This window comes from Zestomonas ipomoeae, assembly GCF_057128665.1.
Map to the genome: position 1 here is coordinate 13,771 of NZ_JBSKHQ010000012.1, position 25,542 is coordinate 39,312.

Consider the following 25,542-nt stretch of genomic DNA (forward strand, 5'->3'; position numbering starts at 1 on the left):
ATTTTATGGGGTGCCGTTTGGGCAACTGAGTGACTGCCGGCATGATCTGACAGGCGAAGCTAGATCGGGATCAATCAGATAGGGAAGGAGATGTCGAGTTGCCTCACCTATACGGGGTATGGGGATAAGAGTATCACGCGTAAGTTGCTGCGATCAGTGATAGGGATGTCTGTGCTCTGTTGTTGCTGATAGGCTGAAATAGCCGCTCATTTCTGGCTGACTTCCGTAACCGCCGATTTTGAAAGTCGCGCAGCAGGTTTAGCATCTTCTCGAAGCGGTACAGCGGGATGCCATCGGCGTACTTGGTGGTCAGCACGCTGGAACTGGCCTGGCTCTTCTCGAGCAGTTGCGCCGGCTTGTCGGCGGTGACTGGGGCTGCTTCGCAAGCCTTGTAGGTGTAGGTCCTGCGAATGTGACGGAGAACCCGCACCTGCGTCGGGATCATCTCAAAGTTGCGGCGCCGGATTGTACCGGCTCAGGTCACGAAGCGCAGCGTCAGTATCTGGTGCGGCCGGTTACGCCACAGGTCGATGCCGTCGAACAGCCAGTTCAACTCATCGACCGCCAGCTCGATGGCCTCGTCGCCGGTATCGTCTTGGTCTTGAAATGCTCGGCCTCCAGGCGCTTGAGCCACAGACAGAAGCCGTTGTGCTCCCAGTAGTGAATCATGATCTGGCAGCGGGTACGGTTGGAGAACACGAATAGCACCGGGTTGAACACCTCCACCTTGATATCCAACTCGACCAAGGCGACCAGGGCGTTGATGGATTTGCGGCAATCGACGGGCTTGGGATAGAGGTAGACCTTCTGCACTTTGGTGTCGGGACGCATCATGACGGGGCTCCGTAGGTAAAATGGGAGCCCAGCATCCAGAAGTGGACAGGTCACTTGAAGGTGGGGTTTGTGGAGCGTTTAGTGCGCCAGTTTAAGCTGGCGGAGGATAGTCGATGAAAGTTCGATACTGGTAAGAGGCATGGTCGTTTACTGCTTGAAAGCACCTTAACCTATGGGGTTGGGGTGGCTTCGCTGAGTTGCGCGGCGGGATAGTGGCGGCGGCGCCAGGCCTGGATTTCGGCGTTCTTGCGCAGACGGTTGGCGATTTTTTCCAGGGTGGCGGCGACCGGCTTCTCGCCTTTGAGCATGGCGCCAAAGCGCGAGTTGAACAGAATCCAGAAACGCTTCATCTCGGGAATGTCCGGCATGATCTCGCCGCTGGCCGCCGAGGCGTAGGTGTGGGCGATCAGCCGGTCGTGGCGTAGTTCTTCCATCAGTTCCAGGTTGGCCACGGCGCCCAGCGGTTTGTCGTCGTTGATGGTGCGCAGGCCGTCGACGGTGCTCAGGTAGTCTTCGATAAAGCGTTGCGCCTGGCGCTTCTGCGGGCTGTTGCTGTTGACCGCGGCGGCGAGGATGCCGACGAAGGGCTTGCTACGACGTGCGGGTGTCGGGCCGGGCACGTAGTCGATGGCGAAGTCGATACCGGCGGCGCGCAGCTCGTTCCATACCCAGGGGCCGTTGACGATCATCGCGGTGCGGCCCTGCTTGAAGCCTTCCATCATGCCGGCATAGTCGTCGCCGACTTGCAGCACGCCGCGATCCAGCAGTTGCTTGATGGCCTGCACGCCCTCGATGGCGCCTGGCGTGTCCACGCCGACGTCGGAGAGATCGTAGATGCCGTCGTTCTTGCGCAGGCTGTAGCCGCCGCTGCCGGCAATGATCGGCCAGGAGAAGTACAGGTTGTTGTAGTCCCAGGCGATGGCGCGCTTGCCCTGGCTGCGCAGGCGTTTGTCCAGGTCGCTGACCTCGGCCAGGGTCTGTGGCGGCTTGGCCACCAGGGCGCGGTTGTAGATCAGGCTGACCACTTCGGTGGCCAGTGGATAGCCGAAGCGCTGGTCGCCGACGGTCATGGCCTCCCAGGCAAAGACCGGTGCCCGGCTCAGCGCCTCTGCGCTGGGCTGCAGCGGTTCGAGCAGGCCGTTGTTGATCCAGGAACCGAAGCGATCATGGGCGAAGATGACGATGTCCGGCCCCTTGGCGGTGGTGGCGAACTTGTCGTACTGGCCGGGCAGGTCTTCGGGGGTGGCGACCTTGACCGACATGCCGGTGGCGGCGGTGAAGCGTTCGCCGATCCGGGCGAGGCCGTTGAAGCCTTTGTCGGAATTGATCCAGACGGTCAGCGTGTTCTTTTCGAAAGCCGGGCTGGGCAGGGGGGCGGTGCTGAGCAGGAGCAGTGTCGCGAGGGTTATTGTTGTTCTCATCTCGACCTCGGGTGTGGTGCTGCAGTTAGGGGTAACGGTCTCCGGGGGCTGGAAAGAAACGGGGCGGCTTGTGGCCGCCCCGGTGGACGCATGCGCTTACTTGATCTGGATGCGTTCGAGCAGGTAGTGCTTGGCACTGCTGTCGCCAACCCGCGCGGCTTCGTCGGCTAGACGTAGCGCACGCTCCAGGTCCTTGCCGGCGAGGGCGGCGTCGATGGCCTGACGGTAGTAGGCCTGGGTTTCCGGCAGCACCGCGGGTGCCGGAGTGGTGGGCAGGGTGTTGCCCATTTCCATGCCGATGCTGCGCGGCGGCACGTAGCTGTTGGCCTGCTGGCCGGCGCTGCCGTCTTCGATCAGCACCATCTTGATCACGCCGACCGGGGCGTGCTCTGCCACCGGGTCGGGGATGCTCGGCGGCTCGTTGCCGTGTGCCTTGGCGAAGGCCTTGGCCGGGTGCACCAGGGTGGTCTGGCCGGCCATCTGCTTGTCGCTGGTGAAGAGGATCAGGTACTGCTCGTTGCCGGGGTTGTCCAGGTAAAGGCGGTCGACCCGCAGGCGCGCATCGAGGCTGTCGCCCTTGAGGCCGGCGGCCGGCTCGTAGACGAAATCCTCGGCGCCGAGCAGGCGGGTCATGCGGAACTGGCTGTCGAGCAGCATGGCGGTGGGCGCCAGCACGGTCTTGCCGGCCTGGCTGTACAGGCGGATCTCGAAGGAGCGGCTATTGGTCGGCAAGCGGAAGGCGCGGAAGAAGCTCTTGCCGCTCTGGAACTCGAAGGCTGGCGCGTTCTGGTCGATGACCACGTCGCCGGAAAAATTCGCCGGGATCGGCGTGTAGGGCAGCTCGCCCAGGCTGGCGCAACAGGGCGTGGCGGCCTCCAGGGCTTGCCGGGCCTGCTGCTGCGAGGTTTGCAACGGGGCGGGTGTCTGAGTCAGTACATCGACGCGGCGCAGCGGCTCGCCGGCGCAGCCGGTCAGCAACAGGCCGAGCAGGGCGAGGCTGGTTGTCTTGAGATGCGGCATGGTCGTTCCTCTTATTGTGTGCACGCCTGGGAACCGGTTCGCGCGTGGGGGATCGCGCAATGGGCTCCTGGAAAAGGGCCCCGGCCTGTTGCAGGTCCGGGGCAAAACCACTGGAGCAGCGTTGAAGCATCGAGCGGCATCCGGATGCAACGGATGCCTATTCGGTCACCACCAGGCTTCGGCCTGTACGCCGAAGGTCAGGCCGTTGTCGTCGCCGGCTTCGATGGATTCGCTGGCGGCGTTGTACTTGCCGCCGTCCCACATGGCGTAGGTGGCGAACACGCGGATTTGCGGGCGGGCCCAGAAGCTGCGGCCGGCGGACCACTGCTGGGCGAGGGTGATTTTCTTCAGGTCGCGGGAGTCTTCGCCGTCGGCCTGCGGGTTGATGTAGTCGTAGCCGAACTCCAGGGCGGTGCTCATGGTGTCGTTCCACTTGTACACCGGGCGCACGCCGAAGGAGGCCCATTTCTGGCCGGAGTCGTTATCGAAGTCCTTATCCTCGTAGATCTGCACGTACATCATTTCGATGTCGTCGGAGAGGCCGACCACGCCCTGGTTGACCAGGCGGATCATCTTGCCGTCGCTGTTGCCGGTGCTGTTGCGCCCGGTGCTGCCGATGATGCCGTCGGTGCCGTATTGCAGGGCCAGCTTGTTGTAGCCGCCGAACCAGTTGCCCTGGGTGTGCTGCACGGTGATCAGGTGGCCTTTCTGGTTGGTGTAGCCGGGGTCTTTCTCCTGGATATCGGAGAGGTTGGCCTTGCCGTAGTCGTAGCCGAATTCGAGGGTGCCGTCGGTGTTGGCGGCGATGTCGGTCAGGCGGAAGTCGAGGGTGTCGTTGGCCACGTTGGTGCCGGTGCCGGCGCCGTTGTAGGTCCAGTCGCCATCGGTGTTGCGCATCCAGGCGATGTGCGCCTTGCCGAAGCCGACGTCGATGTCCTCGATGCCGGCGCCGGGGCCGGAGACGTCCCAGTAGTAGTAGTCGTTGATGTGCACGTCGTTGCGCTTGTAGTAGCGCTTGCCGGCCCAGAGGGTGGCGCCGGGCAGGGCGGGCAGGAAGTTCTTGGCCTGCACGTTGAACTGGCGGATCGAGCTGGTGCCGTCGGCGTAGGGATTGTCGTCGCTGTCGGTGGCTTCCCAGTCGTTCGACTGGCTGGATTTGTAGGCAATCATGCTGTCGATGTAGAAGCTCTGCTCGCCTTCCTTCCACACTTCGCTGCCCAGGCCGATCTCGGCGTAGGTTTCGCACTCGTTGCCCAGGCGGTACTTGGCCGGCGCGCCAGCGGCCTGGAAGCACGCCTGGTCGCCACCGCCGCCCGTGGCGCCGATGCCGGAGCGCATGTAGCCGTGGAAGTCGACGGCCAGCGCCGGGCTCGCCGCGAGCATGGCGGCGACCAGGATGGAGGGCTGGAACAGGCGTGCGGGATTCTTCGTGTTCATGGCGGGTCCTTGTTTTTGTTGTGAGACTCGTTGGCGAAACCGCTGCAGGGCTTTCATGCCCTGCGCTGCCGGACAGCGGGCTGCCGCCTGGACCGGCTGCCCTATCGTCTGGGGCGTCGGGCCGAGCGGGGCGGCTGCGGCAAAGAGTCGAGCAAGGTCACCGCGCCCACATCCTCCCCGGCGGTTTTTTTCGAGGCGGAGCGGCAGGGCGTAGCATTCGCGTCTTGATCGGCGCCGAAGCGGGGAGATGTCCGCCTATTAGCTACAGGCCGCGCGCTAGGTAAGGTCTGGGGAGGGAGGAGACTGTGGCCGTGGCTATCGGCGCCTCAGGCCCGTCGTCCCGGCGAAGGCCGGGACCCAGGATGGGCAGCGCGGAGACTCCTGCGTTGCCGGCTCTCTGGATACCGGCCTGCGCCGGTATGACGGGGTGGGGAATTGATACGGTGCTTCAGGCCCGTCGTCCCGGCGAAGGCCGGGACCCAGGATGGGCAGGGCGGAGACTCCTGCGTTGCCGGCTCTCTGGATACCGGCCTGCGCCGGTATGACGGGGTGGGGGATTGATACGGTGCTTCAGGCCCGTCGTCCCGGCGAATGCCGGGACCCAGGGTGGGCAGCGCGGAAATTCCGGTGTTGCCAGCTCTGTGGATACGGCCGGAGCCGGGTATGACGGGTAGGGGAGTTGGCTCCGTGCCACAGGCCCATCGTCCCTGCGATGGCCGAGGGCCTGGATGGACTCGGCTTGGGCGCACTGCTGTTGGGCTTCGCTGCGCTCAACCGCAACCTACGGATGTGGGCCAGGTAGGTTGGGTCACGGCGCGTAGCCTGAGGGTGCAACGGACGTGGTTTGGCGGGACTTCGCTGCGTTGGGCGCTTCGCTCAACCGCAACCTACGGTGTGCGGCTGGGTGGGTTCGAGTGGGTCAGGGTTGTTGCTCGTCCTGGCTCGGGTGGCGGGTGGGCAGCAAGCTTTCCTTGATCTTGCGCAGGTGCGGCTGGAAGTCCGGGCCGCGGCGCAGGGTGACGCCGGTGGCGAGCACGTCGAGCACGGTGAGCTGGACCAGCCGCGAGGTCATCGGCATGTAAATGTCGGTGTCTTCCTGGTCGGGGATGTCCAGGCTGACGCTGCAGACCTTGCTCAGCGGCGAGTGGGCGGCGCAGATGCCGATCACCGAGGCGCCGTTGTCCCGGGCCAGACGGGCGATCTCCACCAGCTCGCGGGTGCGCCCGGTGTAGGAAATGATCACGAAGACATCGCCGGTATGCGCCACCGAGGCCAGCATGCGCTGCATCAGCACGTCGGACTGGGCGGTGACCGCCAGGTTGAAGCGGAAGAACTTGTGCTGCGCATCCAGCGCCACCGAGGCCGAGGCGCCGAGGCCGAAGAAGTAGATCTGCCGGGCCTGGATCAGCAGGTCCACGGCCTTGCTGATCTGCTGCGGGTCGATGCCCTGGTAGGCGGCTTCCAGCGAGGCGATGGTGGTGGTGAAGATCTTGCGCGTGTAGGCCTCGGCCGTGTCGTCCGCCTCCACCGCGCGGCTGACATAGGCGGCGCCGCTGGCCAGGCTCTGCGCCAGCTGGATCTTCAGCTCCGGATAGCCGCTGATGGCGAAGCTGCGGCAGAAGCGATTGACCGTCGGCTCGCTGACGTCGGCCACCTGGGCCAGCGAGGCGATGCTGTAGCGGGTGGCCTGTTCGGGATTGGCCAGGATGGCTTCGGCAACCTTGCGCTCGGCCTTGCTCAGCTCGCCGAGTTTTTCGCGAATGTTGTCCAGCAGATTCTGTGAGCGATCCATTCCGTTTCCTTGTTATGCCGTGCCGTGGTGGAAGCAGGAGTGCGATTTTGCCGTTGCGGTTCCCTGCCACCAAGCAAAAAACCGGCGAAGCTGCGGAGTATTACTACTTTTTTCCCTCCACGGTCGAGCAGGGCTACTACGCCCAGCTACTACGCCGGCGAAAAAAGCGCCAGGGAGGAAGGCGCAGACCGACCTTGACGGCAGTCTCAGGGTGGCCGCCCCACGCATGGGCGGTTCACCTGTCATCCCGGAGGTACGCCTCCCGCTGTCGGATGCTCGAAAACAATTACAAGAACGGAGCTTTACGATGAACCGATACCTGCGACTCGCCGGTCTCACCCTGGCTTTGTCTCCCCTCGCGTTTCCCTATGGCAATCTGCTGAAAGCCGCCGATGCGGTGGGCAAGAGTCCCAACCTGGTGCGCTACCACGGTGGCGATGAAATCATCCTCCAGGGCTTCCACTGGAATGTCGTGCGCACCGATCCCAACGCCTGGTACACGCGCCTGCGCGACATGGCGCCGACCATCGCCGCCGACGGCTTCAGCGCCGTGTGGATGCCGGTGCCCTGGCGCGACTTTTCCAGCTGGAGCGATGCCGGCTCTGGCACTTCCGGCGGTGGCGAAGGCTACTTCTGGCACGACTTCAACAAGAACGGCCGCTACGGCAGCGACAGTCAGCTCAAACAGGCCGCCAGCGCGCTGAACAATGCCCAGGTCAAGGTGGTTTACGACCTGGTGCCCAACCACATGAACCGCGGCTACCCGAGCAAGGAAATCAACCTGCCCGCCGGCCAGGGCCTGTGGCGCAACGACTGTGCCGACCCCGGCAACTACCCCAACGACTGCGACGATGGCGACCGCTTCATCGGTGGCGATGCGGACATCAATACCGGTCACCCGCAGAATTACGCGATGTTCCGCGACGAGTTTCGCAACCTGAATAGCAACTACGGCGCGGCTGGCTTCCGCTTCGATTTCGTGCGCGGTTACGCCGGTGAGCGGGTCAATAGCTGGATGGCCGACAGTCACGACAGCGGCTTCTGCGTCGGCGAGTTGTGGAAGTCGCCCAGCGAGTATCCGACCTGGGACTGGCGGCATACGGCGAGCTGGCAGCAGATCCTCAAGGACTGGTCGGATCGTGCGCGTTGCCCGGTGTTCGATTTCGCCCTCAAGGAGCGCATGCAGAACGGCGGCCTCGCCGATTGGAAGAACGGCCTGAACGGCAATCCGGATGCACGGTGGCGCGAGGTGGCGGTGACCTTCGTCGACAACCACGACACCGGCTACTCGCCGGGGCCGAATGGCGGCCAGCACCATTGGCCGCTGCCGGATGCCCTGCGCAAGCAGGCCTATGCCTACATCCTCAGCAGCCCCGGCACGCCGGTGGTGTACTGGTCGCATATGTACGACTGGGGGCTGGGCGACTTTATCCGCCAGTTGATCCAGATACGTCGCGCGGCAGGCGTGCGCGCCGATTCGCCGATTCAATTCCACAGCGGTTATTCGGGATTGGTGGCCACCGTCAGCGGCAATCAGCAGACCCTGGTGGTCGCCCTCGGCTCCAACCTGGGCAATCCCGGCCAAGTGGCCAGCGGCAGCTTTACCCAGGCGTTGAATGCCGACAGCGGGCAGATCCGCATCTGGCGCAGCGGCAGCACTGGCGGCGATCTGGTGAGCGTCAACTTCCGTTGCGACAACGGCGTGACCCAGTGGGGCGATAGCGTCTATGCGGTGGGCAATATCGCCCAGCTGGGCAGCTGGAGTGCCGCCAATGCCGTGCGCCTGACCGACACCAGCGCCTATCCGACCTGGAAAGGCACCCTCAGCCTGCCGGCCCAGCAGAGCGTGGAGTGGAAATGCGTCATTCGCAACGAGAGCAACCCGACCCAGGTCAAGACCTGGCAGCCGGGTGCCAACAACGCTGTGGTGACAGCGGTGGGCGCGACCACGGTGGGGACTTTCTAGCCAGTGCCAGCGCGCGGCCCCCAGTTGCCTGCCCCTGGATTCCGGTTTGCGCCGGCATGACGGGGTAGGGGATTGGCGTGGTGTTTCAGATCTCCGTCGTCCCGGCGAAGGCCGGGACCCAGGGGCGGGCAGCGCGAAGATTCCGGTGTTGCCGGTTTCCTGGATACCGGCCTGCGCCGGTATGACGGGGTAGGGGATTGGCGCGGTGTTCCAGGCACCGTCGTCCCGGCGAAGGACGGGACCCAGGGGGCGCCCGCCGGGCTTGTGTGTTGCCGACCGTCCGCAGTCATGGCGTATCGATGGGTTGGGACGAAGGCACCCTCCGATACCCTGCGGATAGCGGTTTGGCGAAATCCCGCTGTTGGGCTTCGCAGGCCCAACCCAACCTACGGCACGGTTCACGTGCCGAGCCCGCAACACACAGTTTTCTCCGTTGGCTGTGTCTGTCGCCACCGTCGCCTTGCCCCTAGACTGCCCGTTTTGCGTGGAGCGGCTGGGGCATGGCGGGGCAGGGGCGTGGTTTTGCGATGGGTTGCCTGATAGTGGCCATGGCACTGTGGGGCAGTTCGTTCATCGCGCTGAAGCTGGCCTTCGCCGAGCTGCCGCCGCTGTGGGTGATCTTCGGGCGCATGGCCTTGGGCAGCCTGGTGTTCCTGCTCGCCTGGCGGTGGCGCGGGCGTATCGAATACCGTGCCGGCGACTGGAGGTACCTGCTCGGCCTGGCCGTTTGCGAGCCCTGCCTGTATTTCGTCTTCGAGGCCATGGCGCTGCAGAATACCAGCGCCTCCCAGGCCGGCATGATCACCGCGCTGCTGCCCTTGCTGGTGGCCATGGGCGCCTTCCTGTTCCTGCGCGAGCGCATCACCCTGACTACCCTCGGCGGCTTCCTGCTGGCGGTGGCCGGGGCTGTATGGTTGAGCCTGGCCGGCGACGCCCAGCCCCATGCCCCCGCGCCGTTGCTGGGCAACTTCTACGAACTGCTCGCCATGCTCTGCGCCACCGGCTACACGCTGCTGCTCAAGCACCTGTCGTCGCGCTATTCGGCATTCATCCTCACCGCCATGCAGGCGATGGTCGGAGCGGTGTTCTTCCTGCCCCTGGCAGCAGTCAGCGAGCCTTGGCCGCAAGCGGTCAGCGGTCTGGGCCTCGGCGCGGTGATCTATCTTGGAGTAGTGGTCACCGTCGGTGCCTACGGTTTGTACAACTTCGGCGTCAGCCGGCTGCCGGCCAGCCAGGCTTCCGGATTCATCAACCTGATTCCGGCGTTTACGCTGGTTTTCGCCGTGCTGCTGCTGGGCGAGAGCCTCAACGCCATGCAACTGCTGGCCGCCGGGCTGGTCTTCGGCGGCGTGGCCCTGAGCCAATGGCGCGGCACGCCGCCGACCCCCGCCGGTGTGCTCGACTAAAAACGACAAGGTGCCGTCATGACCGATCAACGCCAATGGACCCGCGAGGCGATCCGCATCATCGAAGCGGATTTCCAGCGCAGTGCCGATACCCACCTGATCCCTCTGGAGCTGCCCGGCCTGCCCGGCATCGAGCTGTACTTCAAGGACGAATCCAGCCACCCCACCGGCAGCCTCAAGCATCGCCTGGCCCGCTCGCTGTTTCTCTACGCGCTGTGTAACGGCCGGCTCAAGCCCGGCGCGCCGGTGATCGAGGCGTCCAGTGGTTCGACGGCCATTTCCGAGGCCTATTTCGCCCGCCTGCTCGGGCTGCCGTTCATCGCGGTGGTGCCGGCCAGCACCTCCAAGGAAAAAATCGCGCAGATCGCCTTCTACGGCGGCCAGAGCCACTTGGTGAGCGACCCGACGCAGATCTACAGCGAATCCGAGCGTCTGGCGCGGGAAACCGGCGGGCACTTCATGGATCAGTTCACCTACGCCGAGCGCGCCACCGACTGGCGAGCGAACAACAACATCGCCGAGTCGATCTTCCAGCAACTGCGCTTCGAACGGTTTCCCGAGCCGGCCTGGCTGATCTCCAGCCCCGGCACCGGCGGCACCCTGGCTACCCTCGGCCGCTACGTGCGCTATCGTCAACACAGCACCCGTGTGCTCTGCGCCGATGCCGAGCGCTCGGTGTTCTTCGACTACTACCAGAGCGGCGACGCCAGCCTGCGCCTGGATTGCGGCTCGCGCATCGAAGGCATCGGTCGGCCGCGGGTCGAGGCATCCTTCCTGCCGCAAGTACTCGATGCCATGTGCAAGGTGCCCGATGCGCTCTCCCTTGCGGCCATGCATTACCTGGCGCGGCGTCTGGGCCGACGGGTCGGCGGCTCCAGCGGCACCAACCTGATCGGTGCGCTGCTGGTGGCGCGACGTATGGTCGAGGCGGGCGAGTCCGGCTCGCTGGTGGCGATCCTCTGCGATGGCGGCGAACGCTATGCGACCACCTATTACGACGACGCCTGGCTACGGGCGCAGGGTTTTGCGCTGGCGCCGCTGATCGAGCAGATTGCCGCCTGTGCCGAGCGGGGCGCTGAGCTGCCGCCGGGGATTGGCGAGGCGGGGCTCTAGCCACGTGGGCGAGCTGCAGTTCCGCCTGGCTGATGCTGCGGATATTCCGCGTCTTCGTGAGCTGGTCTTCGAACACGGCCCCAACCCCTGGAACTACCTGCCAGAGGCGGCGGTAACCGAACACCTGAGTCGAATCGCCGACGGGGAAGTGGAAGCCGTTCTGGTCGAGCAGGCGGGAGGGCTGGCCGGCTTCGTCAGCTTCATGCCCACCCGTGCCTTCACCGGAGACCAGCCCTCGGAGCGCCGCGATCTGCCGCAGGGCTACATCTGCGAGGCAGTCGTACATGGCGACCTGGCCGGCCGGGGGCTCGGTGCGCAGCTGCTGGGCCTGGCCGTCGCTCGCCTGGCGGAGCGCGGTCTGCACGATGTGTACATCGATCGCCACGAGGAAAATGCCGCGTCGGCCGGCATGATGCGCAAGGCCGGCTTCGTCGAAATCCGCACCTACGCCGATCCTGAGCGGCGGCCCCATGGCTCAGGGCGAACCACGCTGTGTTATCGCCAGGCGTAAGCGTGCGCCAGATCACTCTTTTTATGGGGCTGGTTGACTGGCCCCTGGCTATTTCGTAAAAGAAGCGGCCGCTCTAACTGGGTGGGTCTAGGGACAGACACCATCGCCTGCTTCCCTATCTTTTTCTTCAATTTCGCGCTCGTTCGACCCGCATTGCAGGCCGAGCCAGCCTTCGCCTTTCGCTTGCCAAAGCAGGGACGCAGATGTCAGAAGTACCTGATTCCACCCAGGCGGTGGTCGATACCGGCCTTGCCTGCCTGGTCATGCTCGCGCGTTTCCACAACGTCGCCGCCTCGCCCGAACAACTTGCCCACGAATTCGCCGAAGACGGCCGCGCCTTCGGCAAGCCCGAGCTGCTGCTGGCCGCGAAGAAGCTCGGCCTGAAGGCCAAGGCGGCGCGCAGCAGCGTCGAGCGGCTGGATCGCACGCCGTTGCCGGCCATCGCCGCTGACCGCGACGGCGGCTTCTTCATCATCGCCCGCATCGACGACGGCAAGGCGCTGATCCACGATCCCAAGGCCCAGCGCCCGGAAGTCTTCAGCTTCGAGGAGCTCGAGGCCCGCTGGAGCGGCGAGCTGCTGCTGGTGCGCTCCGAGGCATCCGTTGCCGGCGAGCTGGCCAAGTTCGACTTCACCTGGTTCATCCCGGCCATCGTCAAGTACCGCAAGCTGCTTGGCGAAGTGCTGATGGTGTCCTTCGTGCTGCAAATCTTCGCGCTGCTCACGCCGCTGTTCTTCCAGGTGGTGATGGACAAGGTGCTGGTGCATCGCGGCCTGTCCACGCTGGACGTGATCGCCATCGGCCTGCTCGGCATCATGCTGTTCGAGACGCTGCTATCGGGCCTGCGCAGCTACGTATTCGCCCACACGGCGAGCCGCATCGATGTGGAGCTGGGCTCGCGGCTGTTCCGTCACCTGGTGACCCTGCCGCTGGCCTACTTCCAGGCGCGGCGGGTCGGCGACTCGGTGGCGCGGGTGCGCGAGCTGGAGAACATCCGCAGCTTCCTCACCGGCAACACCATCACCCTGATCCTCGACGTGCTGTTCTCGGTGGTGTTCATCGCCGTGATGTTCGTCTACAGCGGTTGGCTGACGCTGGTGGTGCTGCTGTCGCTGCCGCTGTACTTCCTGCTGTCGATGTTCATCACCCCGCTGCTGCGCGCGCGCCTCAACGAGAGCTTCAGCCGCGGCGCGGAGAACCAGGCGTTCCTGGTGGAAACCGTCAACGGCATCGACACCCTCAAGTCGATGGCGGTGGAGCCGCAGATCACCCGCAAGTGGGACAACCAGCTGGCCGGCTACGTCGCCGCCAGTTTCAAGACCCAGACCCTTTCCACCCTGGCCAACGAAGGCGTCGGCCTGATCGGCAAGCTGGTCACCGTCAGTACCCTCTGGCTGGGCGCGCGCTTGGTGATCGATGGCGATCTCTCGGTCGGCCAACTGATCGCCTTCAACATGCTCGCCGGTCGTGTCTCGCAACCGATCATGCGCCTGGCCCAGCTGTGGACCAATTTCCAGCAGACCGGCGTCTCCGTGCAGCGCCTGGGCGATATCCTCAACGCCCGCACCGAACTGTCCCAGGCCACCCGCAGTGCCTTGCCGCCGCTCAAAGGCCAGGTGGAGTTCGATCAGGTGCAATTCCGCTACCGCCCGGATGGCAGCGAAGTGCTGCGCGGCATCAGCCTGACCATCCAGGCGGGCGAGGTGATCGGCGTGGTCGGCCGCTCCGGCTCCGGCAAGAGCACCCTGACCCGGCTGTTGCAACGCCTCTACACCCCCGAACGGGGCCGAGTGCTGGTGGACGGCATGGACCTTGCCCTGGCCGACGTCTCCTCGCTGCGCCGGCAGATCGGCGTGGTGCTGCAGGACAACATGCTGTTCGCCCGCAGCATTCGCGAAAACATCGCCTTGACCGACCCCGGCGCGCCCATCGAGGTGGTCATGCAGGCGGCCAAGCTGGCCGGCGCCCATGAATTCATCCTCGAACTGCCGGAAGGCTACGACACCGTGGTCGGCGAACACGGCGCCTCGCTCTCCGGCGGCCAGCGCCAACGCATCGCCATCGCCCGTGCGCTGATCGGCAACCCGCGCATCCTCATCTTCGACGAGGCCACCAGCGCCCTGGACTACGAGTCCGAACGCATCATCCAGCAGAACATGCAGGCCATCTGCCAAGGCCGCACGGTGATCATCATCGCCCACCGCCTGTCCGCCGTGCGCGACGCCAACCGCATCGTCGTCATGGACCGCGGCCAGATCGTCGAGCAAGGCACCCACGCCGAACTGCTGGCCCACCAGGCCGGCCATTACTCGCGGCTGCATCGCCTGCAGCAAGGCGGTGCCGCATGACACTCAAGCCCGCACGGACCTATAGCCCCTCTCCCGCCGGGAGAGGGGTTGGGGAGAGGGGAGCACGGAACAACCAGGGAGCCCGCCCATGAGCGCCAAACGCGACCTCCTGAACCGCTACCGCCAGGCCTGGCGCCACTCCTGGCGCCAGCGCAAGGCCATGGACGCCCCCGCGCGCCTGAACCATGAAGTGCAATTCCTGCCCGCCGCCCTAGCCCTGCAGGACGCCCCTGTGCATCCGGCGCCACGCATCATCCAGTGGGCGATCATCGCCTTCGCCGTGCTGGCGCTGCTCTGGGCCTGCCTGGGCGAGATCGACGTGGTCGCCACCGCCAGCGGCAAGATCGTGCCCAGCGGCAAGAGCAAACTGATCCAGCCCAGCGAAGTCGCAGTGGTCACCTCCATCCACGTGCAGGATGGCCAGGCGGTCAAGGCCGGCGACCTCTTGGTGGAACTCGACGCCAGCCAGACCGGCGCCGACGTCCAGCGCCTGGAAAGCGACCTGCTCGCTGCCCAGGTCGATAGCGCCCGCGCTGGCGCCTTGCTTGACGCGATCCAGAGTCAACGGGAGCCGACCTCCCTGGCCGAGCGCCTGCCCCAGGCCAGCGTTGAACAACAACGCAGCGCCGAACGCTGGCTGCTCGGCCAGTACCTGGAACTGACCAGCCAGCTCGACCAGGTCGACGCTGAGATCGAACAGCGCGCCGCGGAAATCCGCGCTGCCCGAACCAACGTCGCCTCCCTCAAGGAAACCCTGCCGATCACCCAGCAACTGGCCGCCGACTACAAGCGCCTGCTGGACAAGCAGTACATCGCCAAGCACGCCTACCTGGAAAAGGAACAACTGCGCCTCGACCAGGAGCGCGAACTGGCCATCCAGCAAGTGCGTGTACAGGAGCTCAACGCCGCTCGCAAAGCCGCCGAACGCCGCCGCGCCGGCGTGCTCGCCCAGACCCGCCGGGCCATGCTCGACCTGCAACAGGACGCCGAACAACGCATCGCCGCCCTCAGCCAGGAACTGAAAAAAGCCGAACGCCGCGACCGCCTGACCCGCCTCACCGCCCCGGTGGACGGCACCGTGCAACAACTCGCCATCCACACCGCTGGCGGCGTCGTCACCGAAGCCCAACCGCTGATGGTCATCGTGCCCAGCGACCAACCGGTGGAAGTGGAAGCCATGCTGGAAAACAAGGACATCGGCTTCGTCCGCCCCGGCCAGGAAGTCGAGATCAAGGTCGAGACCTTCACCTTCACCAAATACGGCGTGGTGGAAGGCACCGTGCAGAGCATCTCCAACGACGCCATCGAGGACGAAAAACGCGGCCTGGTCTACAGCACCCGCATCCACCTCAAGAGCGACCGCATCCGCGTCGGCGACCAGGACATCGCCCTGTCACCAGGCATGGCCGTGCGCGCGGAAGTGAAGACGGATAAGCGCAAAGTGATCGATTACTTCTTGAGTCCGCTTAAGGAGTACGCCGACGAGAGCTTGGCCGAACGCTGAGCCCAACAGGGACAACAAGAACGGGCACATGAGGGAGCCTTTTTCCATCAGAGCTTTCAATGGATACAGCGTATCCACGCGCCTAGTGGGGTGCACATGTTCAATCTAGATATTGTTGCCAGTCGTTTTGCTATGCGCTCAATGTGTGGCTTGTGATAACAGAAATCGTGGAGGTTAGATGCTGGGTTTCGAGCCTAAACTGGATTTCGAAGGTGCCCTTTTAAAGGTGCTGGTTGCTAACTTTGTGCTCTCTTTGCTTTTTTATTTTCTTATCAAGGCGGCGGGGTTGGATGGTGGAGTTGCCTTGCGGAATGCTTCGTCATATGTATGTGGTCATCCTGCTCTTGTGAGCGAGGGGCAGATATTGCAAGCGATATTTAGCTATCTGCTGTCATTGATATTTGTGTTGGTGTTCTTGGTGTTTGGCCGCTTCGATAAAAATTTTTATATAGAAAGACCGCTCAAGGAGGCTCCCGTTGCAGCGCTTCTGGGTGCTTCTTTGTGTGTCTTTTTTTCGTTCTATTTTATTCCGTGCGATATGGCTGAGGAGGGTGGCAATGGAATGGGGTTGGCGAAGCTTGGGGAGATATTCGCCAGTGGGGGAGGAGTTACAGTTTTGCTTCTGAATTCAGCCCTTGCTGCTCATTTTTTCTATGCTGTTGTTGTGTTCGTGAAACTGAAATGGAGATCTGCTGGTGTCTGAGGTTAATGCGCGAGATATAAGGGAAGTGTTTAGTGATCCGGAGTATCTCTCTGAAATTCAGAACTTAAACGAGAAGCTTGGGGCTGCATTTTATTCTGCCTATGGGGGTGGGCTGAAGTCTGAATCTCAGAAAATGCAGGAGATGGCGCGAGCGCTAGATTCTAGTCTGATACAGCAGTCGAAACTTGCCGCTCGTTTTGCAGATAAGGCCCGGTTGTCGGGTGATGTCGCTCGGCAGAGGCTATATTCCACCATTTCTGCAGACTTGGAGAAACTATCAAAAGAGACGAGCTCGCGGATAGATTACCTGCAAAATAGATCGGATTTTAAAGCATATTTTGGTGATGTGGCTGGCAAGCTCCCGGTTGGGGAAGCTCTAGATGTATATAAGATCAGTGTGGCAATAGATCAGGGGGACTGGAATAAGCTCGGAGAGCTGTCTACCGGGCTTTTATACTCCACCGCTCTTGGCTATATGGCTGCTGAAGTTGCAGCAATGTATGGGGCGGCCTCCAATCCAGTTACTCTGGCTGCGGTAGCATTAGCTGGCATCGCTGGAGCTATTTGGGGTGACAAAGTTGGTGGGCGAATTTGGAATATTCTGAATCCTGACGCATGGAAAGGTGGTTCGAATTCTGGCGGGGCAGGCAATAATAGTGGCATAGGTGACTCTCCCTCAGGCGGAGTAGGCGAGGGAGGCCATCTAGTAATTGATGGGGGTAATGATGATGCGGACTCAGCTGGCTCCGGTGGCTCATCCAATGAGACCGTTACAGTAGATCCAAGGGGTTATGTTACAACTGAATATAAGAAAGGAGACGTGAAGAAGGAGGTTCGAAAAGATGGGGGGCTTACTTATCGGGAGTATGCTGACGGAACAATTGTGCAATATGTTGGGGAGAGTTGGAAGAAGACCTCGCCTGATGGGACGGTAACTTGGTTTTCCGCAGATAGCAATAAGACCAGAATCATAGACCCTGACGGAAAGATTACTGACCTCAATGGTGAAGTTGACGGAAATGGTGCCTTGTCGGGCGGCGACACAAGCAATATCCCGCGTGACGGCAATAGCTTCGGCAATGGCGGCTCGGCGGATGGCAACTACAACCCGCCGCCAAGTGGCGATGCTGATGGTAACGGAGTTCGCGATGGGGACATGACCGGCGGAGATACCAGCAATATTCCGCGTGACGGTAACAGTTTCGGCAATGGCGGTTCGGCGGATGGCAACTACAACCCGCCGCCAAGTGGTGATGCTGATGGTAACGGTGTGCGTGATGGGGATATGACCGGTGGGGACACCAGCAATATTCCACGCGACGGTAACAGTTTCGGCAATGGCGGTTCGGCGGATGGCAACTACAACCCGCCGCCAAGTGGTGATGCTGATGGTAACGGTGTGCGTGATGGGGATATGACCGGTGGAGACACTAGTCACATACCACGTGATGGTAATAGTTTCGGTAATGGTGGCTCTGCAGATGGCAAGTACAATCCACCGCCAAGCGGCGATGCCGATGGTAACGGAGTGCGCGATGGTGATATGACTGGTGGTGATACCAGCAGTATTCCTCGTGATGGTAATAGTTTTGGGGATCCGCATAGGAAAGGTCCTGATAATGAACGCTCCGTACCTCCATATAATGGAGTGGGTGATCAGTACATCGATACCGGAACCAGTTGTGTTAGTACCGATGTGAACGTGCATTTTGATGCGGCAAACCGATGGATAGTTCGTGCAGATCCTCTAGTGCTGGATTTGGATGGGGATGGCGTCGAAACGATATCTACTAATGCTGGGATAGTATTTGATCATAATGGGAATGGGGTGAAAACCGGCACCGGCTGGGTCAAAGGTGACGACGGTTTCTTGGTTCTGGATCGCAATGGCAACGGAACTATCGATAACGGCAGCGAATTGTTCGGTGTGGATACCGTCAAGCGCAACGGCCAGAAAGCCACCGATGGTTTCGATGCGCTGCGCGATCTGGATAGCAACTCCGACGGCATTTTCGATGCTCAAGATGCGCAATTTGCCAAAGTGCGTGTATGGCAGGATCTGAACCAGGACGGTATCGCGCAGGCCGGTGAATTGAAATTGCTCGCCGAACACAATATCACCGCGATCAATCTCGGCTCGACCCAGGCCAATCAGAACTCCAACGGTAACCTGATCAGTGCGGTCGGAACCTTTGTGCGCGGCGACGGCAGCGAAGGCGCCGTTAACGGCAACCAGAGTCTGGCTGCCAACTTGGACCTGGCCAGCAACCCGTTCTTCCGTCAGTACACCGACCGAATCGAGTTGGACGACAGTGTCAAAGCTTTGCCGAGCATGCAAGGCTCCGGTGCGGTGCGCGATTTGCGCGAGGCTGCGATGCTCAATGCGGGGTTGAAAGCCCAACTCGGCCAATATGCGCAGGCGCAAACCCATGAACAGCAGGTCAATGCTATCAGTGGATTAATCGCGGCGTGGGCCAAGTCTTCCAGCTATCAAACCTTTGATCAGCGTGTCAGCGTCATGGACACCGAGCGTGTGCGTTTCGTCTTTTCCTATTCCTGGGAAGTACCGAAAAGCGAGTACGGGGTGGGCTCTGGCAGTTCCGGTGGCTCCTCGGCGCTGGCCGAGGGCGAGGCTGAAAAGAAGGGGCCTACCGCGGAGCAGCTCAAACAGAAAGAGCTTCTGGAGCTGGTCAAGTTGCTGGAAGTATTCAACGGGCAGAACTTCTTCAATTTCGAAGCGCGTGAATCGACGAACAGCGATGGCAGCGGCCGGGTCGATGGCAAGCTTCGGGTCGGTGCTTCGACGTTCTCCGTAGGTACCAGCTACGCACGCGAAGCCGGGCAGCGGGTGTTCTACATAACAGAAGAGCACTTGCGTATTAATGCCGGGCAAGCCCAGCTCTTGCAGCAGTCTTATGACGCGCTGCGTCGTTCGGTTTTCCAAGCGCTGTTGCCACAGACTCGCATGCAACCTTATATCAACGAGCTTGATATCCGAGTCACTGACGAAGGGTTGGAGTTGGATTACAGCGGAGTTCAACAGAAACTGGAACAACGCGCTGCGGCGGAGCCGGTTCAGGCTCTGATGGATACCAAGGACTTTCTCTCGGTCGTTAAGCCTGAAGGCCCGGCGGCGTTGGATTGGGGGGTATTTACCTCCAAATTGGTAAACCGGCTGAATGCGGAGCAATTTAGCGAATTCGCCCGTCAGAACAGCCTGTGGTTCGATCAGGAAAGTCCTTGGCGCGCAGGAACGACCGGCGCCGACAGCCTGAACGGCTGGGCCGGCAAGGATCATCTGTTCGGTGGTGCGGGCGACGACACGCTGGACGGGGGCGGTGGCAGCAACTTCCTGTATGGCGGCGAAGGCAATGACGTGCTGAAGGTGGACTACAACAACGCCAAGGACAATTTGTTCGTGGGCGGTAAGGGTAACGACACCCTGCATGGCAGCTACAACAGCGACACCTATGTGTTCGAGCTGGGCGACGGTCACGACACCATCATCGAAATCGGCAATGTCACCGGCGCGGTGGACGTGCTGCGCTTCGGCGAAGGCATCGTGGCGGCTGACCTGGAGCTACGCAAGATGGGTGCGGACCTGGTGTTCCTGCACCGCAACGGTAGCGACTCGGTGACCGTCAAGAATTGGCTGCAGGGTACTGCCAGCAACTCGCGGGTGGATGGGAGTAAGAGCCTGGAGCGGATCGAGTTCGCTGACGGCAGCAGCTGGAGCCAGGCCGATATTGACCAGTTGGGGCTGATCAGCCGCGGCACCGACGGCGCCGACAGCCTGAACGGCTGGGCCGGCAAGGATCATCTGTTCGGTGGTGCCGGTAACGACACGCTGGACGGGGGCGGTGGCAGCAACTTCCTGTACGGCGGCGAAGGCAACGACGTGCTGAAGGTGGACTACAACAACGCCAAGGACAATTTGTTCGTGGGCGGTAAGGGTAACGACACCCTGCATGGCAGCTACAACAGCGACACCTACGTGTTCGAGCTGGGCGACGGCCAGGACGTCATCAATGAGTCAGGTGGCAACGATCTGTTGAGCTTCGGCCAGGGGTTGTCTCCCGAGCAGCTCTGGTTCCAGCGCAGCGGGAACAATCTCGCGATCTTGGTGGAGGGCACTTCGGATAGCGTGACCATCAACAACTGGTATTCCGGCAGCAGCTTCCGCGTCGAAAAGATGCAGGTGGCCGATGGCCGGACGCTGACGGACAGTCAAGTGCAGAACCTGGTCAATGCCATGGCCGCGTTTGGCGCCCCGTCCGGTGGGGAGTCGAACATGACGCCTGACCAGCGCGATCAGCTGAACCTGGTGATCGCCGCCAACTGGCAGTGATCGCTCTGCGGTAGGAAAGAAGAGGCCCGGCTTATATGCCGGGCCTTTTTCTTTTCGGGCGATGAACGCTCAGCGTTTCAGCCAGGCCAGGGCCACGTCGAGCATGCGGTTGGCGAAGGCCCATTCGTTGTCGTACCAGGCCATGACCTTGACCAGGTCGCCCTGCACGCGGGTGTGGTTGAGGTCGACGATGCAGGAGACCGGGTAGCCGTTGAAGTCGGTGGAGACCAGGGGCAGGTCGTTGCATTCCATGGTGCCCAGTGGCAGGCGGCGGGCGCCTTCCTGCAGGGCGGCGTTGATGGCGTCACGGCTGGTGGGGCGTTCGGCGGTGAATGTCAGGTCTAGCAGGGAGACATTGGGGGTGGGGACGCGCACGGCCATGCCGTCGAGGCGGCCTTCGAGTTCCGGCAGCACCAGGCCGATGGTCTTGGCCGCGCCGGTGCTGGTGGGGATCATCGACTGGGCGGCGGCGCGGGCGCGGTAAAGGTCCTTGTGCGGCTTATCCAGCAGGTTCTGGTCGTTGGTGTAGGAGTGCACGGTGGTCATCAGGCCCTGGCGGATACCCACCGCCTGGTGCAGCACCTTGGCCAGTGGCGCCAGGCAGTTGGTGGTGCAGGAGGCATTGGAGACGATCTGCTGGTTGCCCAGCAGGTCATGGTTGACGCCGTAGACCACGGTGAGGTCGGCGGTATCCATCGGGTGGGAGAGCAGGACGCGTGAGGCACCGGCGGTAAGGTGCTGCTCGGCCTGCTCGCGTTTCTTGAATCTCCCCGTGCATTCCATTACCAGGTCGACGGCCAGGTGTGCCCAGGGCAGGTTGATCGGTTCGCGCTCGCGCAGCAGGCGGATGGACTGGCCATCCACCTGGAGCACGTCGTCATGCTGGTTGAGTTGGCCTTTGAGGCGGCCGAAGGTGGAGTCGAAACGGGTCAGGTGGGCGAGGGTCGCGGCTTCGCAGAGGTCGTTGATGGCCTCGACGTGGATCTTCTTTTCCAGCCCGCGTTCGAACATTGCGCGTAGCAGGGCGCGGCCGATGCGTCCGTAACCATTGATGGCGATACGCAGCATGGAACACCTCCTTCGGACTAAGCTGCCTTCAGCTTAGGTGCTGGATGACGGAGGTGGTTCGCAAATTCGGCCAATGTTTGCGGGGCGGGCGATAGCTCAGTCCTGGCGGGCACCGCCGAAATGGCCGCAGCCGCGCAGGACCTGGCCGTCCAGGCGCAATTCGGCGGCCAGATGGTGGACGGCGCCGCTCATGCTATCGACGCAGCGTTGCGGGGCGACCCAGAGCTCCAGAGTCTGGCCGTTGGCTTCGCTGCTGAGATTGAAGCGGCCCTCGGGCAGACGCTCTTCCAGGTAGGGCAGGGCCAGTGGCTCCTGGCCGGGACGGTCGAGCACCAGGCCGCCGCGGCTGACGCTGAGGCGCCAGTCTGGTTCGTGGCCGCTGGCGCGCAGGGTCAGGCTGCGGAAGTTGGGGTCATCGCAGCTGTGGCCTTCCGGCTGGATGCGGTAGAAGCGCTCCACATCGAGCTGGCCGTCGACGCCTTTCTCCTGGCTGGCGCCGAGCTGGCCTTGCAGGTCGGCGAACAGCGGAAGGGAGGTCTGCGTCATCAGCTCGGCGGCCTCCCTATAGAAGTCGCCGCCCTGGTTGAGTACCACGAAGCGGCGTTGTTCCTGGCAGGGACGGAACAACAGTTGTCCGTCCACTTGGCTGACTTCGCCTTGCAGGCGCTGGTTGGGAACCGAGGGGACGGAAGATTGTTCGGTGAACAACTGGCAGCCGGCAAACAGCGGCAGCAGGGCGAACAGCAGGGAACGGGCGGCGGTCATCGTGGGTCTCCAGGCGCGAGCGGCCCACGTTACTCAGGCGCAACGGCGATCACAAGGGGAAGGCGGATGATCCAGTGCAAACGTGTCTATACGGAGGCAGCGCCTGAAGACGGTTATCGGGTGCTGGTGGATCGCTTGTGGCCGCGGGGCTGCCGCAAGGACAGCCTGGCGCTCGATGAGTGGGCTCGCGATCTCGCACCTTCGACCGAGCTGCGCAAGGCATTCCACCAACATCCCGAGCGGTTCGCCGAGTTCGAGCGGCGCTATCGCGCGGAGCTGGCGGCCCACCCAGAGCACTGGTGGGGGCTGCTGGAAAGGGCGCAGCAGGGGCGGCTGACACTGCTCTATGCGGCGCGGGACGAGCGGATCAACAACGCACGGGTGCTGGCAGAGTTTCTCGAAGAAGAATTGGAACGCATGGACACAGGCAGTTCGCCCGTGTGCTATGGGGATGTCTGACGTCGGTGCCGCTCTGCAGGAAGCGTTGCGAGGCCGGTGGGGCTGTAGGGGCGAATTTATTCGTCGATGGAGTCTGGATAGGCGAATCAATTCGCCCCTACAGAGTCAGTCCTGCTGTCCTCAGAGCAGTGCCTGCACCAGCAGCCAGGCCCAGTAGAGCTGGATCGCCATCTGCACCAGCAGGAAGGTGAAGCGCAGCATCACGGCCGGCACGCTGGTGGACAGCACATGCACCAGCGACTGCGCGACCCTGGCGGCGAGCACCCAGAGGGCCAGCGGGGCGAGCAACACGGCCTGGTCGGCAACCACGCCGACCAGCAGGATGCCGGCGAACACCGGCAGGTTCTCGTAGCAGTTGGCGTGGGCCCGGCACAGGCGTGCGGAGAATGGCGATACGTCGTCGCCGTTGACGGCGAAACTGTTGGCGGCCCTGCGCCCCGATAGCGTCAGGCCGGTCCGCATGAAGGTGATGACGACGAGCAACAGCAGGGTCCAGGTGGCGTAGCCGAGCAGGGCCAGCAACGCGGTGTTCGTGGCGCTATCCATTGGGTTCCGATCCTTGCAGGTGGTGATGGGCGGCAGGAGGTTGCCGCCAGCATCTTGGCCAATCGCTCAGGCCGATGCACTCGGCGTTCTCGACAATTGCCAGGGCGATCATGCCAGCGGCTGAGCCGGCCCCGGCAGGCTCAGCCGCAATAGAGGCGGGTGATCACCCCGGCGGCGTCGACTTCCAGGGTCAGGCGCTGGTCGTTGTATTCCATGGTGATGATTTCCCCCGGCTTGATGGTGCGAACCAGCTTGGCGCCGGCGGCCTGGCTGGCCTGTTGCAGCAGTTCGGGGGTGGCGAACTCACCGACCAGTTTCTGCACGGGGGCGGGGTCGCAGTGGCTGTCGGTCATCTGTTCATGCTCCGTCGATTCGTCCGGTGCACCGGCCGTGGCACAGCCGGTGAGCAGGGCTCCGCTTAGCAGCAGGGCGAGTGGGGTCAGTATGTGCGACATGTGGCCTCCTTCGAGTGGGCAGTTTCGACCATGGCAACGCAAGCGCCGTTCGCCAGGCTTCAGTTCTTCAAGCGGTAACCGGTCTTGAACATCCACCAGACGGTGGTCAGGCACAGCGCCAGGAACCCCAGCACCATGCCCAGGCTGACCGCCACATTCACATCGGCGACGCCGTAGAAGCTCCAGCGAAACACGCTGATCAGGTACACCACCGGATTGAACAAGGTGATCTGCTGCCAGAGCGGCGGCAACATGCTGATGGAGTAGAAGCTGCCGCCGAGAAAGGTCAGCGGCGTGACGATCAGCGCCGGCACCACCTGCAGCTTTTCCCAGCCGTTGGCCCAGATGCCGATGATGAAGCCGAACAGGCTGAAGGTGACCGCGGTGAGCACCAGGAACACCAGCATCCACAGCGGGTGCATGATCTCGAAGGAGACGAACAGCCGTGCCGTGGCGAGGATGATCAGCCCGAGGATCACCGATTTGGTGGCAGCCGCGCCGACATAGCCGATGACGATCTCGGCGAAGGAAATCGGCGCCGACAGCACCTCGTAGATGGTGCCCGAGTACTTCGGCATGTAGATGCCGAATGAGGCGTTGGAAATGCTCTCGGTCAGCAGCGCCAGCATGATCAGGCCGGGCACGATGAACGCGGCATAGCTGACGCCTTGGATAGCCACCATGTTGGCGCCGATCGCCGAACCGAACACCACGAAATACAGCGAAGTGGAAATGACCGGGGTGGCGATGCTCTGCAGCAGCGTGCGCCAGGTGCGCGCCAGCTCGAACAGGTAGATCGCGCGGATCGCATAGACATTCATGCCCGTGCCCTCACCAGGTTGACGAAGATCTCCTCCAGCGAGCTCTGGCTGGTCTGCAGGTCCTTGAAGTCGATGCCGTGCTGGGCGAGGGCCTTGAGCAATTCGGCGATGCCGGTCTGCTCGCGCTGGGTGTCGAAGGTGAAGACCAATTCGTGGCCGTCGGCGGCCAGTTCCAGCGGGTATTCGGCGAACTCGGCTGGTACCGTCGCCAGCGGTTGCTTCAGGTGCAGGGTCAGTTGCTTCTTGCCGAGCTTGTGCATCAGCACGGACTTGTCCTCAATCAGGATGATGCGGCCCTGGCTGATCACGCCGATGCGATCGGCCATTTCCTCGGCCTCTTCGATGTAGTGGGTGGTCAGGATCACGGTCACCCCGCGTGCGCGCAGCCCTCGCACCATGTCCCACATGTCGCGGCGCAGCTCCACGTCCACCCCGGCGGTGGGTTCGTCGAGAAACAGGATCGAGGGCTCGTGGGACAGGGCCTTGGCGATCATCACCCGGCGTTTCATGCCGCCGGATAGCTCGAAAATCTTTGCGTCCCTCTTGTTCCACAACGACAGGTCCTTGAGCAGTTGCTCGAGATAGGCCGGGTCCGGCTTTTTGCCGAACAGGCCGCGGCTGAACTGCAACGTCGCCCAAACGGTCTCGAACACGTCGTTGACCAGCTCCTGGGGCACCAGGCCGATCTGCGCGCGTGCCGCGCGGTAGTCGTGCACGATGTCGTGGCCGCCGACCTGCACGCTGCCGGCGCCGGGATTGACGATGCCGCAGATGATGTTGATCAGGGTGGTTTTACCGGCGCCGTTGGGGCCGAGCAGGGCGAAGATCTCGCCCTTGGCGATATCCAGGTCGATATGCTGCAGCGCACTGTGGCCTGAGGCGTAGGTTTTGTTCAGCGCACGAATGGAGATGACCGGCTCCATAGGACCTCCTGTCGAAGACAAGCGGGCAGAGTAGCAGGCCGGCCAAATGGCTGACGAGGGGGAAGGGAAGAAGGGAGCGGGACGGGACGTCCCGCTGGGTGA

General features: G+C 62.8%; 20 protein-coding genes and 1 pseudogene. 9 read left to right on the forward strand and 12 right to left on the reverse strand.

Annotated features, from left to right (window positions below):
• Nucleotides 1-256 precede the first annotated feature (256 nt).
• The 6 genes and pseudogenes from ACWKV7_RS13985 to ACWKV7_RS14010 form a co-directional block, all read right to left on the reverse strand.
• A pseudogene (locus ACWKV7_RS13985) lies at nucleotides 257-448 on the reverse strand (IS66 family transposase); the annotation flags it as partial.
• 101 nt (nucleotides 449-549) lie between these two features.
• Nucleotides 550-834, reverse strand: a complete 285-nt coding sequence (gene tnpB / locus ACWKV7_RS13990; RefSeq protein WP_483858295.1) for an IS66 family insertion sequence element accessory protein TnpB — start codon at nucleotides 832-834, stop codon at nucleotides 550-552.
• Nucleotides 835-1,004: 170 nt separating this feature from the next.
• Nucleotides 1,005-2,255 carry a maltose/maltodextrin ABC transporter substrate-binding protein MalE gene (gene malE / locus ACWKV7_RS13995; protein ID WP_483858296.1) on the reverse strand — a complete coding sequence of 417 codons (1,251 nt, stop codon included), beginning with the start codon at nucleotides 2,253-2,255 and terminating at the stop codon, nucleotides 1,005-1,007.
• A 96-nt stretch (nucleotides 2,256-2,351) separates the two neighbouring features.
• Nucleotides 2,352-3,275, reverse strand: coding sequence for a MalM family protein (locus tag ACWKV7_RS14000; protein ID WP_483858297.1), 924 nt, complete (start codon nucleotides 3,273-3,275; stop codon nucleotides 2,352-2,354).
• Nucleotides 3,276-3,440: 165 nt separating this feature from the next.
• The gene (locus ACWKV7_RS14005) at nucleotides 3,441-4,712 is read right to left on the reverse strand and encodes a maltoporin (protein ID WP_483858298.1); all 1,272 of its coding nucleotides are present in this window, start codon (nucleotides 4,710-4,712) and stop codon (nucleotides 3,441-3,443) included.
• Nucleotides 4,713-5,631: 919 nt separating this feature from the next.
• A complete protein-coding gene (locus ACWKV7_RS14010; RefSeq protein ID WP_483858299.1) occupies nucleotides 5,632-6,504 on the reverse strand; it encodes a MurR/RpiR family transcriptional regulator in 873 nt (290 codons plus the stop codon).
• A 307-nt stretch (nucleotides 6,505-6,811) separates the two neighbouring features.
• Here ACWKV7_RS14010 and ACWKV7_RS14015 point away from each other — a divergent pair, with 307 nt between their 5' ends.
• The 8 genes from ACWKV7_RS14015 (at nucleotide 6,812) to ACWKV7_RS14050 (ending at nucleotide 20,403) form a co-directional block, all read left to right on the forward strand.
• Nucleotides 6,812-8,470 carry a glucan 1,4-alpha-maltotetraohydrolase domain-containing protein gene (locus ACWKV7_RS14015; protein ID WP_483858300.1) on the forward strand — a complete coding sequence of 553 codons (1,659 nt, stop codon included), beginning with the start codon at nucleotides 6,812-6,814 and terminating at the stop codon, nucleotides 8,468-8,470.
• Between the two features lie 500 nt (nucleotides 8,471-8,970).
• Nucleotides 8,971-9,876, forward strand: coding sequence for a DMT family transporter (locus ACWKV7_RS14020; protein WP_483858301.1), 906 nt, complete (start codon nucleotides 8,971-8,973; stop codon nucleotides 9,874-9,876).
• Between the two features lie 18 nt (nucleotides 9,877-9,894).
• Nucleotides 9,895-10,989 (forward strand): PLP-dependent cysteine synthase family protein, encoded by a 1,095-nt coding sequence (locus ACWKV7_RS14025; protein ID WP_483858302.1) that lies wholly within the window; start codon nucleotides 9,895-9,897, stop codon nucleotides 10,987-10,989.
• 4 nt (nucleotides 10,990-10,993) lie between these two features.
• Nucleotides 10,994-11,500 carry an N-acetyltransferase family protein gene (locus tag ACWKV7_RS14030; RefSeq protein WP_483858303.1) on the forward strand — a complete coding sequence of 169 codons (507 nt, stop codon included), beginning with the start codon at nucleotides 10,994-10,996 and terminating at the stop codon, nucleotides 11,498-11,500.
• A 203-nt stretch (nucleotides 11,501-11,703) separates the two neighbouring features.
• Nucleotides 11,704-13,848 carry a type I secretion system permease/ATPase gene (locus tag ACWKV7_RS14035; RefSeq protein WP_483858304.1) on the forward strand — a complete coding sequence of 715 codons (2,145 nt, stop codon included), beginning with the start codon at nucleotides 11,704-11,706 and terminating at the stop codon, nucleotides 13,846-13,848.
• A gap of 88 nt (nucleotides 13,849-13,936) precedes the next feature.
• Complete coding sequence (locus ACWKV7_RS14040; protein WP_483858305.1) at nucleotides 13,937-15,352, forward strand: HlyD family type I secretion periplasmic adaptor subunit; 1,416 nt, start codon at nucleotides 13,937-13,939, stop codon at nucleotides 15,350-15,352.
• A gap of 178 nt (nucleotides 15,353-15,530) precedes the next feature.
• Nucleotides 15,531-16,055 (forward strand): hypothetical protein, encoded by a 525-nt coding sequence (locus ACWKV7_RS14045; protein ID WP_483858306.1) that lies wholly within the window; start codon nucleotides 15,531-15,533, stop codon nucleotides 16,053-16,055.
• A complete protein-coding gene (locus ACWKV7_RS14050; RefSeq protein ID WP_483858307.1) occupies nucleotides 16,048-20,403 on the forward strand; it encodes a calcium-binding protein in 4,356 nt (1,451 codons plus the stop codon). The genes ACWKV7_RS14045 and ACWKV7_RS14050 overlap by 8 nt, the downstream gene beginning before the upstream one ends.
• Before the next feature lie 69 nt (nucleotides 20,404-20,472).
• Here ACWKV7_RS14050 and gap read toward each other — a convergent pair whose 3' ends face one another.
• Nucleotides 20,473-21,471 carry a type I glyceraldehyde-3-phosphate dehydrogenase gene (gene gap, locus ACWKV7_RS14055; RefSeq protein ID WP_483858308.1) on the reverse strand — a complete coding sequence of 333 codons (999 nt, stop codon included), beginning with the start codon at nucleotides 21,469-21,471 and terminating at the stop codon, nucleotides 20,473-20,475.
• Nucleotides 21,472-21,567: 96 nt separating this feature from the next.
• On the reverse strand, nucleotides 21,568-22,236 hold the full coding sequence (locus tag ACWKV7_RS14060) for a COG3650 family protein (protein WP_483858309.1): 669 nt from the start codon (nucleotides 22,234-22,236) through the stop codon (nucleotides 21,568-21,570).
• Nucleotides 22,237-22,302: 66 nt separating this feature from the next.
• On the opposite strand from ACWKV7_RS14060, the gene ACWKV7_RS14065 reads away from it, so the two are divergent.
• The gene (locus ACWKV7_RS14065; protein WP_483858310.1) at nucleotides 22,303-22,695 is read left to right on the forward strand and encodes a DUF488 domain-containing protein; all 393 of its coding nucleotides are present in this window, start codon (nucleotides 22,303-22,305) and stop codon (nucleotides 22,693-22,695) included.
• A 120-nt stretch (nucleotides 22,696-22,815) separates the two neighbouring features.
• On the opposite strand, the gene ACWKV7_RS14070 is transcribed toward ACWKV7_RS14065, so the two are convergent.
• The 4 genes from ACWKV7_RS14070 to ACWKV7_RS14085 all read right to left on the reverse strand — a co-directional run bounded on the left by ACWKV7_RS14070 (nucleotide 22,816) and on the right by ACWKV7_RS14085 (nucleotide 25,440).
• Entirely contained in the window at nucleotides 22,816-23,241 is a 426-nt protein-coding gene (locus ACWKV7_RS14070) for an MAPEG family protein (RefSeq protein ID WP_483858311.1), read from the reverse strand.
• A 140-nt stretch (nucleotides 23,242-23,381) separates the two neighbouring features.
• The gene (locus tag ACWKV7_RS14075) at nucleotides 23,382-23,696 is read right to left on the reverse strand and encodes an I78 family peptidase inhibitor (RefSeq protein WP_483858312.1); all 315 of its coding nucleotides are present in this window, start codon (nucleotides 23,694-23,696) and stop codon (nucleotides 23,382-23,384) included.
• 59 nt (nucleotides 23,697-23,755) lie between these two features.
• Entirely contained in the window at nucleotides 23,756-24,517 is a 762-nt protein-coding gene (locus tag ACWKV7_RS14080; protein WP_483858313.1) for an ABC transporter permease, read from the reverse strand.
• Entirely contained in the window at nucleotides 24,514-25,440 is a 927-nt protein-coding gene (locus ACWKV7_RS14085) for an ABC transporter ATP-binding protein (protein WP_483858314.1), read from the reverse strand. The genes ACWKV7_RS14080 and ACWKV7_RS14085 overlap by 4 nt, the downstream gene beginning before the upstream one ends.
• Between the last annotated feature and the right edge of the window lie 102 nt (nucleotides 25,441-25,542).